Origin of the sequence: Kitasatospora sp. NBC_01250, from assembly GCF_036226465.1 — a bacterium.
Taxonomy (GTDB): Bacteria; Actinomycetota; Actinomycetes; order Streptomycetales; family Streptomycetaceae; genus Kitasatospora.
Map to the genome: position 1 here is coordinate 3,742,434 of NZ_CP108476.1, position 15,096 is coordinate 3,757,529.

At 72.4% G+C, this 15,096-nt stretch carries 13 protein-coding genes; 2 read left to right on the plus strand and 11 right to left on the minus strand.

Going from position 1 to position 15,096, the window contains the following annotated elements:
* Positions 1–145: 145 nt before the first annotated feature.
* Positions 146–1,405 (minus strand): peptidoglycan recognition protein family protein, encoded by a 1,260-nt coding sequence (locus tag OG500_RS15200; RefSeq protein ID WP_327067211.1) that lies wholly within the window; start codon positions 1,403–1,405, stop codon positions 146–148.
* Positions 1,406–1,650: 245 nt separating this feature from the next.
* On the opposite strand from OG500_RS15200, the gene OG500_RS15205 reads away from it, so the two are divergent.
* Positions 1,651–2,427 carry a TIGR03089 family protein gene (locus tag OG500_RS15205; RefSeq protein ID WP_327067212.1) on the plus strand — a complete coding sequence of 259 codons (777 nt, stop codon included), beginning with the start codon at positions 1,651–1,653 and terminating at the stop codon, positions 2,425–2,427.
* A gap of 30 nt (positions 2,428–2,457) precedes the next feature.
* Here OG500_RS15205 and OG500_RS15210 read toward each other — a convergent pair whose 3' ends face one another.
* From OG500_RS15210 to OG500_RS38190, 6 genes are all read right to left on the minus strand, one after another.
* Entirely contained in the window at positions 2,458–3,057 is a 600-nt protein-coding gene (locus tag OG500_RS15210) for an acyltransferase (RefSeq protein ID WP_329580657.1), read from the minus strand.
* Between the two features lie 26 nt (positions 3,058–3,083).
* A complete protein-coding gene (locus tag OG500_RS15215) occupies positions 3,084–4,115 on the minus strand; it encodes a glycosyltransferase family 2 protein (protein ID WP_327071571.1) in 1,032 nt (343 codons plus the stop codon).
* Between the two features lie 110 nt (positions 4,116–4,225).
* Positions 4,226–6,796, minus strand: a complete 2,571-nt coding sequence (locus OG500_RS15220) for an ABC transporter permease (protein ID WP_329580659.1) — start codon at positions 6,794–6,796, stop codon at positions 4,226–4,228.
* 16 nt (positions 6,797–6,812) lie between these two features.
* Entirely contained in the window at positions 6,813–7,601 is a 789-nt protein-coding gene (locus tag OG500_RS15225; protein WP_327067215.1) for an ABC transporter ATP-binding protein, read from the minus strand.
* A gap of 176 nt (positions 7,602–7,777) precedes the next feature.
* Positions 7,778–8,338, minus strand: coding sequence for an NADPH-dependent FMN reductase (ssuE, locus tag OG500_RS15230; protein WP_327067216.1), 561 nt, complete (start codon positions 8,336–8,338; stop codon positions 7,778–7,780).
* Positions 8,339–8,549: 211 nt separating this feature from the next.
* On the minus strand, positions 8,550–8,648 hold the full coding sequence (locus OG500_RS38190; protein WP_442789171.1) for a putative leader peptide: 99 nt from the start codon (positions 8,646–8,648) through the stop codon (positions 8,550–8,552).
* Positions 8,649–8,816: 168 nt separating this feature from the next.
* On the opposite strand from OG500_RS38190, the gene OG500_RS15235 reads away from it, so the two are divergent.
* Positions 8,817–10,091 carry an LCP family protein gene (locus OG500_RS15235; RefSeq protein ID WP_329580664.1) on the plus strand — a complete coding sequence of 425 codons (1,275 nt, stop codon included), beginning with the start codon at positions 8,817–8,819 and terminating at the stop codon, positions 10,089–10,091.
* A gap of 77 nt (positions 10,092–10,168) precedes the next feature.
* Here the strand turns inward: OG500_RS15235 and OG500_RS15240 are convergent, their stop codons facing one another.
* The 4 genes from OG500_RS15240 to OG500_RS15255 form a co-directional block, all read right to left on the minus strand.
* On the minus strand, positions 10,169–10,888 hold the full coding sequence (locus OG500_RS15240; protein ID WP_327067218.1) for an SDR family oxidoreductase: 720 nt from the start codon (positions 10,886–10,888) through the stop codon (positions 10,169–10,171).
* Positions 10,889–10,962: 74 nt separating this feature from the next.
* The gene (locus OG500_RS15245; RefSeq protein ID WP_329580667.1) at positions 10,963–12,543 is read right to left on the minus strand and encodes a GMC family oxidoreductase; all 1,581 of its coding nucleotides are present in this window, start codon (positions 12,541–12,543) and stop codon (positions 10,963–10,965) included.
* Positions 12,544–12,602: 59 nt separating this feature from the next.
* Positions 12,603–13,871 carry an MFS transporter gene (locus OG500_RS15250; protein WP_327067220.1) on the minus strand — a complete coding sequence of 423 codons (1,269 nt, stop codon included), beginning with the start codon at positions 13,869–13,871 and terminating at the stop codon, positions 12,603–12,605.
* Between the two features lie 432 nt (positions 13,872–14,303).
* Entirely contained in the window at positions 14,304–14,975 is a 672-nt protein-coding gene (locus OG500_RS15255; protein WP_329580671.1) for a DUF4232 domain-containing protein, read from the minus strand.
* Positions 14,976–15,096 lie beyond the last annotated feature (121 nt).

Consider the following 15,096-nt stretch of genomic DNA (forward strand, 5'->3'; position numbering starts at 1 on the left):
CGCAGGGGTGACAGGGCCCGAGCGGCGGCGCCCCCACCAGCGGCTTCGCCCGGCGCTGACCGGATGTCAGCAGCCGGACGCGGCAGCGGCCCGGCCGCCCCCGCCGGTGGCCGGGGACCGCAGGGCCGCTGCCGCCTGGCGCGCGCTACCGCCCCTGGAGGTGGGCGGCGCGGGTGCGGATGTCGCCGAGCCGGGCGTAGAGGGTGTCACCGGGGCAGTCGGTGGCGAAGGCGTCCCGGTGGCCGGAGATCGCGTTGAAGGTGTGGCTGGTGCCCGCCGGGTAGCGGCTGCCGTCGCTGGCGGAGGTGAGGGTCGCGGTGCCGGCCGCGTCCCGGCCGGCCAGGCCGAGCTTCCAGGCGGCGATCTTGATGATGCCGTCGACCTGGGCCTGCGGCGGCGAGTCGGTGGTGTAGGTGCCGAGCGCGGCGACGCCGGAGGAGTCGGTGTTGAAGCCCAGGGTGTGCGCGCCGAGCACCGAGCGGGCCACTCCCCCGGCCCGGCCCTCGTAGATCGTGCCGCAGCGGTCGACCAGGAAGTTGTAGCCGATGTCGCGCCAGCCGTTGCTCACCACGTGGTACTGGTAGATCGAGCGGATCACCGAGGGCGAGTCGGCACAGCTGTAGCCGTTGCCGGTGTCGGTGTGGTGGACGAAGACCACCTTCACGGGGCCGGTGTAGACGTAGCCCGACGCCCGCAGGCTCTCGTCCGCGCCCCAGCCGGACCGGGTGACGATGCCGGGTCTGGGCGCCTGGTGGGCGGCGGCGTGCAGCCGGTCGGAGGCCGCCTCGCCCTGGGGCGGCAGCACGGGCACGGGCACGGCGGCCGCGCGCCCCGGGTCGACCAGGTCGGCCCGCAGCCCCTGCGGCAGTTCGCCGGTCCCGTGGACCCGCACCTGCACGCCGTCGCTGGGGCCGACCCACAGCGGCGCGGTGGCGCCGCGGGCGTGCGGTCCGCGGGCGGCCTCCAGACCCTGGCCGGTGCTGTCCTCGGTGTCGGCCGCGAGCGGGCGCCAGGCGCTCCAGCCGGCACTGCGGCCGGCGCCCGCCCGGTGGGTGCGGACCTCGACGGTCCCGTGCAGGGTGGCGGTGGGGTCGTCCCAGCTGACCCCGAGCAGGGCGAAGCCCGCGGTGCTCGGGGCGTCCAGGCCGCGCGTCAGCGCACCCCGGGTACGGTCCGCGCCGCCCTGATCGTCCCCGCCGTCCGCGGCACCCGGCTCGCCCGCGCGGTCGGCGTCCGCCGCGGCGGCGGGCAGCGGGGTGAGGGCGAGGGTGGTGGTCCGGGGGGCGCTGGTCCGCTGGGCGGTGGGCTGGTGGGTCCGGGCCGGCGCCGCACCCGCGGCCGACGCGGGCATGAGCAGGGCGGCGGTGCAGCCGAGGCCGAGAAGGGGGATCAGTGAAATGCGCATAAAAGGGATAATGCGTTCATATCCGACGACTCGCCACCCGTCCGGCCGCTCCCGGGCGCGCCGCCGACACCCCTGCGACCCGCTCCCGGCGCGGCATCTGACGCACCATCGACTGATCCACTGTCCGGCGGGCACCCGATCCGGCCGGGCGCACGCACCGGCACACGCACCGGGACACGCGACCGGCGAGCCTCCCCGGACCCCCTCCCATCCGAACAAGCTCAGGCCGTAGGCTGGGACGCACCATGACTGCGCCATTCGCTGCCGACGCCCGTACCCCCGCCGAGCTGCTGCGAGCCGCCCTCGGTGAGGACTCCGCCCGTCCCCTGGTCACCTTCTACGACGATCTGTCGGGTGAGCGGGTGGAACTCTCGGTCAAGACCTTCGACAACTGGGTCGCCAAGACGGCCAATCTGCTCCAGGACGAGCTGAACGCGGGTCCGGAGGACCGCGCGGCACTGCTCCTCCCGGCGCACTGGCAGAGCGCGGTCTGGCTGCTGGCCTGCTGGTCGGTGGGCGTCACCGCACTGCCGGGCGGCGACCCGGCCACGGCCGAACTGGTGATCAGCGGACCGGACGGGCTGGAAGCCGCGCAGGCCTGTTCCGGCGAACGGGTGGCACTGGCGCTGCGTCCGCTCGGCGGCCGGTTCCCGCAGCGGCCCGACGGGTTCCTCGACTACGCGGCCGAGGTACCGGGGCAGGGCGACCGGTTCGCGCCGTACTCGCCGGTGGATCCGCAGGCCCCCGCGCTGGAGACCGCCGTGGACGGCCTGGCGCTCAAGCTGACGGGCGAGCAGACCGTGGACCTGGCCCGGGAGGGCGCCGCACGGCTGGGCCTGGAGCGCGGCTCGCGGGTGCTCAGCACGCTGCCCTACGACAGCTGGGCCGGCCTGGAGGCGGGCCTGCTGGCCCCGCTCGCGGCCGGCGCCTCGGTGGTGCTCTGCCGCAACTCCGCGGGGCTGACGGAGGATCAGTGGGCGGCCCGGATCGAGGCCGAACGAGTGACCCTGCGCCTGGGCTGAGCCCCGCCGCCGGGCCGGCCGCCCACCGAGTCAGACCATCAGCGCCAGCCGCCCGTTCGCCTCGGCGTAGGTCTCGCCGGTGCACGGACAGCGCCAGCGGCCCACGCCCTGGCGGCGCAGCGGCTGGCCGGCCCGGCCGACCCAGGCGGTCTTGCGCGCCGGGACGCCCGCCACCAGCGCGAAGTCCGGAACGTCCCGGTGCACCACCGCGCCGGCCGCCACCAGCGCCCAGCGGCCGACCGTCACCCCGGCCACCAGCACCGCGCGGGCCCCGATCGAGCAGCCCTGCCGCAGCGTGACGCCCCGGGCCAGCCAGTCCTCGGCGCCCTTGAGGCGGCCGTCGACACCGACCGAGCGCGGGTAGAGGTCGTTGGTCAGCACGGCCGCGGGGCCGATGAACACCCCGTCCTCGATCACGGCCGGCTCGTAGAGCAGCGCGTGGTTCTGCACCTTCACCCGGTCGCCCAGCAGCACCCCGGGGCCGAGATAGGCGCCGCGCCCGATCACGCACTCGGTGCCGACCACCGCGTCCTCGCGGATCTGGGCGAGGTGCCACACGGCGCTCCCCGCCCCGATCCGTGCCCGCGGATCGACGTCCGCACTGGCTTCGATACGCACCGCCTCCGTCATACGACTGACGGTAGCGGCTCCCTCGCTCAGCCGGTACGTTCCGGTACGGGCCGGGTACCGGGCGCCGCGCTGGCGATCACCTTGGCGGCCAGCTTGCGCGGTGAGGTGAGGAAGCCGAAGCCCCAGCTGAAGTGCATGGTGGCCAGCGCCAGCGGGAGCTGCAGCCGCGCCCGGACGGACAGGCCGCGGCCCTCCACCACCGAGCCGCCGATGATCCCGAGCGCGTAGCCGGCCGGCAGGACGAAGAAGGCGGGGTGCACGGCAGCTCCCAGCACCAGCCCGAGCAGCACCGCGATCAGCGCGCTCGGCGGGGCCAGGTAGCGCAGGTTGACCGAGCCGCGGTGGTAGCGGGTGACCACCCGGCGCCAGCGGCCGTAGTCCTTGTACTGCTTGGCCAGCGCGCGCACGCTGGGGCGCGGGCGGTAGGTGACCTTCAGCTGCGGGGTGAACCAGATCAGGCCGCCGTCCTGGCGGATGCGGTAGTTCAGCTCCCAGTCCTGGGCGCGGATGAACTCCTCGTTGTAGCCGCCGAGCTTCTCCAGCACCTCGCGCCGGAAGACACCCAGGTAGACGGTCTCGGCGGGGCCGGCCAGGCCACCGGTGTGGAAGGCGGCGTTGCCCACGCCGATCTTGGCGGTCATCGCGGCGGCGACGGCCTTCTCCCACTCGCTCTCGCCCTCGGCGTGCATGATGCCGCCGACGTTGGCCGCCTCCATCTCGCCGAGCAGGCGCACCGCGGTGGCGATGTAGCCGGGCGTGAGCAGCCCGTGGCCGTCCACCCGTACCACTATCGGATGGGAGGAGGCTCTGATCGCGGCGTTCAGCCCGGCGGGGGTGCGCCCGGTGGGGTTCGGCACGGTCCGCACCCGGGAGTCCTCGGCGGCCAGCTCGGCGGCGATCTGGTCGGTCCGGTCACTGGACGGGCCGAGCGCGATCACCACCTCCATGGCCCCGGCGTACTCCTGCTCCAGGATGCGCCGCACGGCGGTGCGAAGGTGTCGTTCCTCGTTGAGCACCGGCATGATCACGGAGACCGCCGGCAGCTCCTCAGCAGCCATGGTGTTCATCGCAGGCAACGGTACCGGACCTGGATGAACGGCCGGAATGCGCGACCGGGCCGGGTGCTCCTCCCCCGTGGGAGCGCCCGGCCCGGTGGACTGACGGCGGGTCAGTCGGTGGCGATGGCCGCCAGCACGTTCATCCGCCCGGCCCGGAAGGCCGGCAGCAGCGCGGCCAGCAGGCCGACCACGGCGGAGAGCAGCAGGACCACCACGATGGTGCCCACCGGGACCGACAGCTCGTTCAGTCCGGAGTTGCGCAGCACCCGCTGGGCGGTGACGCCCCAGGCCAGGCCGAGGCCGGTGCCCAGGACCGCGCCGAAGACCGCGATCACCACCGATTCCAGGCGGATCATCCGGCGCAGCTGACGGCGGGACAGGCCGATCGCCCGCAGCAGGCCGATCTCCCTGGTCCGCTCGACCACCGAGAGCGCCAGCGTGTTGACCACGCCGAGCACCGCGACGGTGATCGCCAGCCCGAGCAGGCCGTAGACCAGGTACAGCAGGGTGTCCACGCTCTTCTGGACGATCTTCTTGTAGCCGGCCTGGTCCTGCACCGAGACCTGCGGGTAGGCGGTCAGCGAGTCCTGCAGGGCGGTCAGGGTCTTCTCGACGTCCGCCCCGGGGGCGGCCTTGCCGAAGACGGCCACGTCGCTGGGCTGCTGGTCCAGCGGGACCGCCTGGGCGACGGTGTCGATGGTGGCGAAGAAGTGGCGGTCGAAGATGGTGTTGCCGGTGGTGGTGACCACCGCGATCGGCAGGGTCTGGGTGCGGCCCTTGCCGTAGTCGACCGCCAGCTTGTCGCCGGCCTTCAGGTCGTTGTCCTTGGCGAAGTTCGCGTCGACCGAGATCCCGCCACTGGCCAGGCCCTCGGTGCTGCCGGAGGCGACCGGCAGCGAGAAGTCCTGGGTGAAGGTGGGCGAGACGGCCGAGACCAACTCGTCCAGTTGCTTGCCGGCCGGAGTGGTCAGGGTGGCCGGGAGCTCGCGCTGCTCGGTGACGTGCGACAGCCCCGGGGTGCCCTTGGCCGCGTCGACCATGGCGGTGGTCAGGCCGCCGTGGTTGACCGTGACGATGTAGTCCGCGCCCACCGACTTGTCGATCTGCGAGCTGGTGGAGCTGACCATCGAGTTGGTGACCACCGAGGCACCGGTGACCAGCGCCAGGCCGATCATCAGCGCGGCGGCGGTGGCACCGGTGCGGCGCGGGTTGCGCAGCGCGTTGCGCTGGGCCAGCCGCCCGGCCGGGCCGAACAGGGCCGGCAGCGCGACACCGAGCACCCGGATCACCACGCCGGCCAGCAGCGGGCCGAGCACCACGAAGCCGAGCAGGGTCAGCACCAGGCCCAGGCCCAGCTCGCTGCCGCCGGTGCCGAGTGCCTTGGCACCGGCCCCGGCGGCCAGCAGCGCGCCGCCGGCGGCGGTGATCAGCAGGCCGAGGGCCGTCCGGATCTTGTTGGCGGCGCCCTCGCTCGGCGTCCCGTGGTCGCGCAGCGCGGCCATCGGCGAGACCTTGCCGGCCCGGCGGGCCGGGATCCAGGCGGCCAGCACGGTGATCACGATGCCGACCAGGTACGAGGCGACCGGCACGTTGGCGCCGATCACCAGCGAGGAGGACAGGTTCATCCCCACCGCCTTCATCAGCTGGATCAGCAGCAGCGCGAGGCCCAGGCCCGCCAGCATGCCCAGGGTGGAGCCGAGCACGCCGAGCAGCAGCGCCTCGATCAGCACCGAGCGGTTGACCTGGCGGCGGCTGCCGCCGAGTGCGCGCAGCAGACCGATCTCGCGGGTGCGCTGGGCGACCAGCATCGAGAAGGTGTTGATGATCAGGAAGGCACCGACCAGCAGCGAGACCCCGGCGAAGCCGAGCATCACGTACTTCATGAAGTCGAGGAAGGACCCGACGCCCTTCTGGTTGTCGGCCTTCTGCTCGGCGGCGGTCTTGAACTGGTAGCCGTTGCCGAGCGCGGCGACCGCCTCCGACTTCAGCTGGTCGTCACTCCGGCTGCCGTCGCCGTAGACGTCGATGGAGGTGAAGCTGGCGGCGTCGCCCAGCAGGTCGTGCTGGGCGGTGGGAACGTCCAGGAAGGCCAGCGCGGCACCGGGGTTGGTGCCGTTGAAGGTGGCGATGCCGGAGATCGTGTAGTCGAAGGTGCCCAGGTCGCCGATCACCCGGATCGGGTCGCCCGGGTGCAGGCCCGCGTGCTTGGCGGTGTCCGCGTCGATCATCAGCTGACCGGACCCGGCCGGCGCGCCGCCGGAGGTGATGGTCATCGCCGGATGCGGACCGGGCACCCAGGCGCCGACGATGGTCGGGGCGCCGCTGGTGGGGCCGATCGCCTTGTTGGTCTTCGGGTTGACCAGGGTGCCGGTCTGCACCGAGACCTGGCCGTCGGCGGTCTTGACGCCGGGCTGACCGGCCAGTCGCGCCACGGCGGTGGCGGGGACGGTCAGCGTCCTGCCGCCGTTCTGCTGGGCCTCGTCACCGCCCTTGGGCGGCGCCTGGCTGATCGAGAGGTCGGAGGCGGTGGCGTCGAAGAGTTTGTCGAAGGTGCTGGTGGCGGTGTTGGAGAAGACCAGGGTGCCGGAGACGAAGGCGACCGAGAGGACGACGGCGATCAGCGAGAGCACCATCCGGCCCTTGTGGGCCACGAAGCTCCGCAGTGAGGTTTTGAGCAGCATCGGTGTCGGCCCCGGCTCAGCTGGTGCGCTTGCCGTCGAAACGGCGCATGCGCTCGAGGACGGAGTCGGCGGTCGGGGCGTGCATCTCGTCGACGATGCGGCCGTCGGCCAGGAAGAGCACCCGGTCCGCGTAGCTCGCGGCCACCGGGTCGTGGGTGACCATCACGATGGTCTGCGCCAGCTCGTCCACCGAGCGTCGCAGGAAGGTCAGGACCTCGGAGCCGGAGCGGGAGTCGAGGTTTCCGGTGGGCTCGTCACCGAAGATGATCTCCGGCCGGGCGGCCAGGGCCCGGGCCACCGCGACGCGCTGCTGCTGGCCGCCGGAGAGCTGGGTCGGCCGGTGCTTGAGGCGCTCGCCCAGACCGACGGTGCTGACGACCTGGTCGAGCCAGGCCTGGTCGGGCTTGCGCCCGGCTATGTCCATCGGGAGGGTGATGTTCTCCAGCGCGTTGAGCGTCGGAAGCAGGTTGAAGGCCTGGAAGATGAAGCCGATCTTGTCCCGCCGCAGGCGGGTGAGCTGCTTGTCCTTCAGCCCGGTGACCTCGGTGTCACCGATCCAGATCCGCCCCTGGCTGACCGTGTCGAGACCGGCCAGGCAGTGCATCAGCGTGGACTTGCCGGAGCCGGAGGGCCCCATGATCGCCGTGAACCGGCCGCGCTCGATGTCCACGTCCACCGCGTCCAGGGCGGTGACCCGGGTCTCGCCCGCGCCGTAGGCCTTGGTCACCTGCCGCGCGCTGGCGGCGCTCGTGGGCCGGCCGCCCGGGTTCTCGGAAGTCTGCACGGCTGCAGATGCAGTCGTCACGTCTGGCTCCTAGGTCGTTGTTCCCCCGAGCCCGGCCCCCTTGACAGCAGGGGCCGAGCCGATGAAATCAACCTAGGGCATGAGGTCAGAGCCCTCGTCATCCGGCGGGAGGACGCTGGACGACCAGAGTTGTACGGGTCCCGGAGCGGGTCCCCTAGGGGTCCGGGGAGGCTCTCTCAGGGGCGCGCGAGCAGCGCCGGCTCGGCCCGCGGGCGCAGCGCGGCGGCGAACGCGTCGACCACCGGGCGCAGCAGCACGTCGGTCTCGCGCTCGACCACCGTGACGCCGTCCTCGCGCACCGAGATGTGCCGGTCCAGCACGAACCAGCCCTGGGTGATGTGGCTCGCGCCCATCGAGGAGAGCACCGGGCGCAGCGCGTAGTCCACGGCCAGCACGTGGGCCGTGGAGCCGCCGGTGGCCAGCGGGAGCACGGTCTTGCCGGCCAGCGCGTACTGCGGCAGCACGTCCAGCAGGGCCTTCAGCAGGCCGGAGTAGGCGGCCTTGTAGACGGGCGTGCCGATCACCAGGCCGTCCGCCCCCTCGACCAGCTCCAGGGCGCGGGCTATCTCCGGATGCCGGGTGTCGCCGGCCAGCAGCGGCTCGGCGGGCAGCTCGCGGACGTCGAGCGGCAGCACCCGGTGCCCCTCGGCGGCGAGGTGGGCGCCGACGTGGCGCAGCAGGCGGGTGGTGCGGGAGGTCGGGGACGGGGAGCCGGAGACGGCGAGGACGGTGGCCATGGATTCACAACCTCAGGGTTGCCGCGGGCGAGCGGCGGGGCGGGCACGCGGGAGGTGGGCAGCCGGGACGCGGCCGGGCCGCGAGGGTGCGGCGGCGTGACGGTGCGACCGGGCGGGCGGGTGGCACAGCTGCGACGGGAGCACCCCGGGGGGCGGCACGCGAGATCCGGCCGAGGGGGGCCTGGTGAAGGGTGGCGGGGGCGGCGGGTGGTCAGCCGCGGGCACGGGGACGACAGAGCGAGCCGGAGACACGCTGCAGGTCGACGTGCCGCCGACGCGTGAGACTCGGGCTCTGGTCCATGGTTCTCATGCAAACACGCGCTCTTCCGGGCGGTCAAGGTTCGTCTCGACCGCCGGGCGTGCTTCCCGGGCCCCCGTGCGCCGGGAGCGTCCCGCGCCTGCATCAACTCTGCTACAAGCGACCCGCAGGAGGGCACGAGTCGGCTTCGGGGCGAATCGATCGGGCATTCTCGACAGCATGAACACGTGGCAGCAGGGCCGCCCGAGCGGCGGTGGCAGTGGGTACGGCGGCCAAGACGGTGCGGCCGGTGGCGGCGCCGAGCCGCCGCTGCCGCCCGGTCTCTCGCCGCGCGCCCCGGGCGCACCCGCCGGACGGCGCCCGCCGGCGCCCCGGCCCGCCCAGGCCCAGCAGTCCGGGCAGCGCCCGCCCCAGGTGCCGGGGCAGCCGCTGCGGCAGCCCGCCGGACCGGCCGGTCCCGGTGGCGCCGGCGGCCCGGGCGGCCCGGTGCCGCAGGCCCGCAAGCGCTGGCCGCGCCGCCGCAAGATCAAGTACGCCGTGCTCGGGGTGGTGCTGGCGGTGCTGGTCACCGGTGTGGGCACCTACTTCTGGGCCGACTCGAAGCTGCAGCACCAGAACGTGCTCGCCGACTACCCGGGGCGCCCGGCGGCGGGCAAGGGCTCCAACTGGCTGATCGTCGGCTCGGACAGCCGGGACGGTCTGACCGCCGCGCAGAAGCAGGACATGCACACCGGCTCGGACGACGGCAAGCGCAGCGACTCGATGATGATCCTGCACATCGGCGACCACGGGAACACGCTGATGAGCATCCCGCGTGACTCCTGGGTGCCGATCCCGGCCCACCAGGACACCTCGGGCAGCGGCCGGACCATCGCCGCCACCACCTCCAAGATCAACTCGGCCTTCAACAACGGCGGCGGCGAACTGCTGGTGCGCACCGTGGAGTTGAACACCGGCATCCACATCGACCACTACGCCGAGGTGGGCTTCGCCGGGTTCGTCGGCATCGTGGACGCGGTGGGCGGCGTGCACATGTGCATCGACAAGGACATCCAGGACACCGACTCCGGGCTGAACCTGAAGGCCGGCTGCCAGACCCTGAACGGGACGCAGTCGCTGGCCTTCGTGCGCCAGCGCCACCAGATGGCCGACCAGGACCTGGGCCGGATGCGCAACCAGCAGAAGTTCCTCTCCGCGCTGGCCCACCAGGCGGCCTCGCCGGCCACGCTGCTCAACCCCTTCGAGCTCTACCCGCTGATCGGCTCGGGCCTGGACACCCTGATCGTCGACAACAACACCGGCCTGACCGACCTGGCCACCCTCTTCGAGGCGATGCGCACGGTCAGCAGCGGCGACGGCAAGAGCATCACGATCCCGATCGGCAACGCGGACTACCACACCAGCACCGGCGAGTCGGCGGTCAAGTGGGACCCGGCCAAGTCCAAGCAGGTCTTCGACGCGATCAAGAACGACACCGCGGTGCCGGCCTTCTGATCCACCGCCCGCAGCGAGCACGGCCCGGGAGTCGCACTCCCGGGCCGTGCCGCGTTCGGTGCCGCCGTGGGCGGCCCTCAGACCAGCACGTGGCCGCCGTCGACGGTCAGCACGGTGCCGGTGGTGAAGGCGTTGTTCAGCAGGAAGATGTACGCCTGCGCGATCTCCTCGGGCTCGGCGACGCGCTTGGTCAGCAGGTGCGGACCGAAGGTGTCGTAGATGGCCTGCGGGTCCGGCACGCTGGCGCCCCACATCTCGGTCCTGGCCGGGCCCGGACGCACCGCGTTGACCCGCACCGCAGGACCGAGCTCGACCGCGAGCGCGCGGGCCAGCGACTCGGCGGCCGCCGTGCTGCCGGCCGCGACCGCGGTGCCCGGCGCCGGGCGGGTGGCGACGCTGCCGGAGCTGAGCACGATCGAGCCGCCCGCCCGGATGCCCGGGGCGCCGAACTTGGCGCTGAGGAAGGCACCCCAGTAGCGGATGTCGAAGAAGGCCTTGGCCTCGGCCGCGGTGATCTCGGCCAGGCCCTTCATCAGCAGGGCGTCGCCGGCGGTGTAGACCAGGTGGTCGAACTCGCCGACGGTGGCGAAGAAGTCGCGGATCCGGGCCTCGTCGGTGACGTCGAGCCGGTGGCCCTCGGCGTCGCCCCCGAGCCGCTTGACCGCGGCGTCCACCCGGTCCTGCTTGCTGGACGCGACCACCACGGACGCGCCCTCGGCCGCGGCCAACGTGGCGGCGGCGAAGCCGATCCCGGAGGTGCCGCCGATCAGGACCACGCGCTTGCCGTTCAGGCTCATCGGAATGCCTCTCTTGCGAAAAGGTGGGTTGGAGCTCTGTGGTGCGTGCCGCACTTCTGAGATCTGACGTAACGTCAGTTCGTTTCGTCCAGAAGCCAGTCGGCGACCCGCTCGCCGATCATGATGCAGGTCAGGTTGGTGTTCGAGCGGACCATCACGGGCATCACCGAGGCGTCGGCGACCCGCAGGTTGGTGGTGCCGTGCACCCGGCACCGGTCGTCCACCACCGCGGTCGGATCGTCGGCCGGTCCCATCTTCGCCGTGCCGACCGGGTGGAAGTGCGTGATGACCGTCTTCTGCAGGAACTCGTCCAGCACTTCGTCACTTCGCAGCACCTCGGCGCCGGGCCAGATGTTCCCCGTGGTCAGCAGCCGGAACTCCGGCTGGCGCGCCAACTCCCAGCACAGCCGCAGGCCTTCGCGCATCTTGCGCAGATCCTCCGGGTCCTGCAGGTAGTTGGCGACCACGATCGGCTTGGCCTCGGGGTCGGTCGAGTCGATGGTCACGTGGCCCACCGAGCGCGGCAGCTCCAGGCCGACCGAGAACATCATCGCCCGGTCGGTGCCGAGCGGCTCCTTGACCCAGGAGCCGTAGCCGTTCAGGTCGACGTGGCTGAAGACGTAGAGCTGCATGTCCGCGAACTCCGCGGAGCCCGGGGCGGTGAACTGCAGCAGCATCTGGGTCACCGGCGTCGCCTCGTCGTAGACGCCCGGACGCAGCTGCAGCGACAGCAGGTTGGTGCAGTGGTCGAGGAAGTTCTCACCGACGCCCGGCAGTTCGGCCACCGGCGCGACCCCCAGCACGGCGAGCCGCTCCGGTGCCCCGATGCCCGAGCGCAGCAGGATCGCGGGGGTGGCCACGGTGCCGGCCGACAGCGTGATCCGGTCGGCGTACAGCTCCTCGGCCACCCCGTCGGTGACCACCCGCACCCCCACCGCCCGGGTGCCCTCGAAGAGGATCCGGTCCACCGTGGTGTTCGCCCGGATGGTCAGGTTGGGGCGGCTGCGGGCCGCGGCCAGGTAGCCGATCGCGGTGGAGATCCGCTGCCCGTCCACCAGGTTCTGCGGCAGCGGGCCCACGCCGAGCGCGCCGGGGGCGTTGTGGTCGGCCACCTCGGGGAAGCCGAGCCGCTTGGCCGCCTCCTGGAGCGCCTTCTGCTGGGGCGTCAGCTGGGCGTCCTGCCAGCGCCAGATGGGGATCGGGCCGCCCGCGCCGTGCAGCCGGGGCCGGCCCTCGGGGACCGGCTGGTCGCCGAAGTCCTGGTCGTCCTCCAGCTTCACGTAGTACGGGAGGACGTCCTCCCAGGTCCAGCCCTCGTTGCCGACCTTGGTCCAGGCCTCGAAGTCCAGCGGCTCGGGCCGCATGGCCAGCGAGACGTTGATCGCCGAGGTGCCGCCGACCACCTTGCCGCGCGGGAACCCGATCGTGCGGCCCGGCACCGCCTCGGCGGTGTAGCCCCAGTCGTGGGTGCCGATCGCGGGGTAGAGGCCGTTGCGCAGCGGGGCGGGCAGCTCGGCCGGGTCCGGGTAGTCCGGCCCCGCCTCGATCAGCAGGACCCTGCGGTCGGCGTGCTCGGACAGCCGGGCCGCGATGACCGCGCCGGTCGATCCGGCACCGATGACGATGTCGGTGTGATCGGGGTGGGAGGGGGTCATCGCGGCTCTCCTGCCTGCTGGTCGGTGTGTGTGCTCAAGGGCCGTTCGGGGGCCGGGAGTCAGCTGGTCAGCTGCTGCGGCGGGTTGTAGGCGATCCGGCGCTGCTTGCTGGCCGCCTCGGCCGCCACCCACATGAGCAGCGCGAGCCCGGCGAAGACCGCGCCGATCACGCTCACCCCGGTCCAGCCGTACGAGGCGTACGCCCAGCCGGAGCCCGCCGAGCCGGCGATACCGCCGACCAGGTAGAGGGTCATGTACGCGGTGGTCAGGCGGGAGCGGGCCTCGGGGCGCAGCCGGTAGATGATGCTGAGGTTCATCACCTGCATGCCCTGGACGCCGAAGTCGAGGACGACGATGCCGGCCAGGATCGCGATCAGCCAGCTGCCGCCGTGCAGCACCATCAGGCCCCAGCTGATCAGCACCGAGCTGAGCAGCAGACCGGTGGCCACGCTCTCCTTGCCCCGGTCGGCCAGCCGGCCCACCAGCCGCGCGGCGATCGCGCCGACCAGCCCGGCGAAGCCGAACAGGCCGATCACGCCCTCGTTGTAGTGGTAGGGCGACTTGGCCAGCAGGAAGGCCAGCGAGGTCCACAGCACCTGGAAGCCGGCCTGGGAGAAGAAGCCGTAGGCGGTGCGCAGCCGCAGCACCTTCTCCTCGCGCAGCAGCGAGACGGCCGAACCGAGCAGCTTGCCGTAGCCGAGCTTCTCGCCCGCGGCCTGGCTGCTGGGCAGCAGCTTGAGCAGGGCGATCGCCAGGACGGCCACCACCACGGCGTCCACCACGTAGACCAGCCGCCAGCCGCCGAACTCGGCGATTACGCCGCCGGCGGTGCGGGCCAGCAGGACGCCGAGCAGCACCCCGCTCATCACGCTTCCGGTGACCCGGCCGCGTTGTTCGGGTGCCGCCAGGTTGGCCGCGAAGGAGACCATCAGCGGGGAGACGGTGGAGACGACGGCCGCCACGATCTCGGCCACGATCAGCACCCCGAGCGAGGGGGCGGCCGCGGCCAGCAGCTGGAAAACCGCCACCACGCCGAGCATCGCGACGACGAGCTTGCGCCGGTTGACCATGTCGCCCAGCGGGACGAGGAAGGCCAGCCCGAGCGCGTAGCCGATCGGCCCGGCGGTGACCACCCAGGAGGCCGCGCCGCTGCCGACGTGGAAGGTCTGGGCGATCGAGGTGAGGAGCGGCTGCGCGTAGTAGGTGTTGGCGGCCGAGAGGCCGGCGGTGGCGGCGAAGAGCGTCACCATGCCCTTGGAGATGCCGGCGGCGGGCGGCGTGACCTCCGCGGCCCGCGCTCCGCGCGTCTGGTTCTGGGTGAGCGCCATGGGACTGGCTGCCTTTCGGGAGGCTTTCGGCTGGGGAAATCCGGTGGAACCCCGAATTCCGGGGCCCTTCTTCACGTCATCGAGATTATCCGGCGAGGCGCGCTCGGAGAATTCCTCCTCGGTACCCCTTCCGATGGCCCGAAGGTGGTATCTGATCCGGGAATATGATGCCCAGCAACCCTTGGTACGACTGGCCACCAGGGGCACTGTCGCAACTTCGGGAGAATAGGACGTCACATTTCGGAGGGTCGTTCCAGATATTCACCACCGAGGTCGTCGGCGACATTCGCCGGGCTCAACCGGAGCCAGTGGCAGGCCATTCCCTGATGCCTCTTTAGTGGTAGCCGGGCCGCTCGCAGGAGGCATGACGAAGCCCTCCCGCCCCGGTCAGGGGCGGGAGGGCTCGCGGGGTGCGGCGCCGCGCCGCGGGCGTCAGGAGGTGAAGTCGACGCCCTCGTGGGTCGGCTGCAGCGAGCCGACGGTGAACCCGGCGGCGGAGACCAGCAACTGGTCCACCGGCTTGCCGTCCACGCTCAGCACGTTGGCGGTGACCTGGGTGGTCTCGTCCGGCGGGGTGACGGTGAGCCCGGCCAGCACGTTGCAGTTCGGGTCGGCCTTGTCGCAGGAGGACCACTTCAGGCCGGCGAAGGCGCTGTCACCGGGCTTCAGGGTGGTGGCCATCGGCGCGCCCGGGTAGGCGACCCGGTTGGTCTTGACCACCATCGGGCTGTTGTCGGCCCGCAGGCCGCCGTAGCCGAGGTAGCCGTAGACGGTGCAGGTGCGCGAGCTCTTGTTGGTCACCAACACCATCGCCGAGTCGGGCAGGATCGAGGACGGCTGGAGCTGGACGTCCACCGTCAGGTCCCCGGTGTGGCAGCGGGAGGAGGCGTCGGCGGTCGGCTTGGCGGTGCCGGCCGGGATGCCGGGCTTGGCGCTCGTCCTCGCCCCCGCACCGGTGCTCGACGCGCCGGCGGGTACCGGCGTGTGCGAGGCGGCGGGCGCACTGGCCGCGGAGGTCGCCGGTACCTCGTCGTTGCACGCGACCGCACCCAGCCCCAGCGCGATCGTGGTGACCGCGACCGCCATCGCCTTGCGCAACCTCATGACTCCCCCAACGGGTGGTGTTGATCAGTACGTCTCTCATCACGCCCTCACCCGCCGTTCAGTTCGCGTCCCGGTGTCGCGGCTGCGTAACAAGCGGTCGTCCGGCACGCAACAGCCCCCC

Bases quoted from the DNA above. Each gene is read 5' to 3' on its own strand.
- OG500_RS15200 (WP_327067211.1), bottom strand. From the start codon at position 1,405: ATGCGCATTTCACTGATCCCCCTTCTCGGCCTCGGCTGCACCGCCGCC.
- OG500_RS15205 (WP_327067212.1), top strand. From the start codon at position 1,651: ATGACTGCGCCATTCGCTGCCGACGCCCGTACCCCCGCCGAGCTGCTG.
- OG500_RS15210 (WP_329580657.1), bottom strand. From the start codon at position 3,057: ATGACGGAGGCGGTGCGTATCGAAGCCAGTGCGGACGTCGATCCGCGG.
- OG500_RS15215 (WP_327071571.1), bottom strand. From the start codon at position 4,115: ATGGCTGCTGAGGAGCTGCCGGCGGTCTCCGTGATCATGCCGGTGCTC.
- OG500_RS15220 (WP_329580659.1), bottom strand. From the start codon at position 6,796: ATGCTGCTCAAAACCTCACTGCGGAGCTTCGTGGCCCACAAGGGCCGG.
- ssuE (WP_327067216.1), bottom strand. From the start codon at position 8,338: ATGGCCACCGTCCTCGCCGTCTCCGGCTCCCCGTCCCCGACCTCCCGC.
- OG500_RS38190 (WP_442789171.1), bottom strand. From the start codon at position 8,648: ATGAGAACCATGGACCAGAGCCCGAGTCTCACGCGTCGGCGGCACGTC.
- OG500_RS15235 (WP_329580664.1), top strand. From the start codon at position 8,817: ATGAACACGTGGCAGCAGGGCCGCCCGAGCGGCGGTGGCAGTGGGTAC.
- OG500_RS15240 (WP_327067218.1), bottom strand. From the start codon at position 10,888: ATGAGCCTGAACGGCAAGCGCGTGGTCCTGATCGGCGGCACCTCCGGG.
- OG500_RS15245 (WP_329580667.1), bottom strand. From the start codon at position 12,543: ATGACCCCCTCCCACCCCGATCACACCGACATCGTCATCGGTGCCGGA.
- OG500_RS15250 (WP_327067220.1), bottom strand. From the start codon at position 13,871: ATGGCGCTCACCCAGAACCAGACGCGCGGAGCGCGGGCCGCGGAGGTC.
- OG500_RS15255 (WP_329580671.1), bottom strand. From the start codon at position 14,975: ATGAGGTTGCGCAAGGCGATGGCGGTCGCGGTCACCACGATCGCGCTG.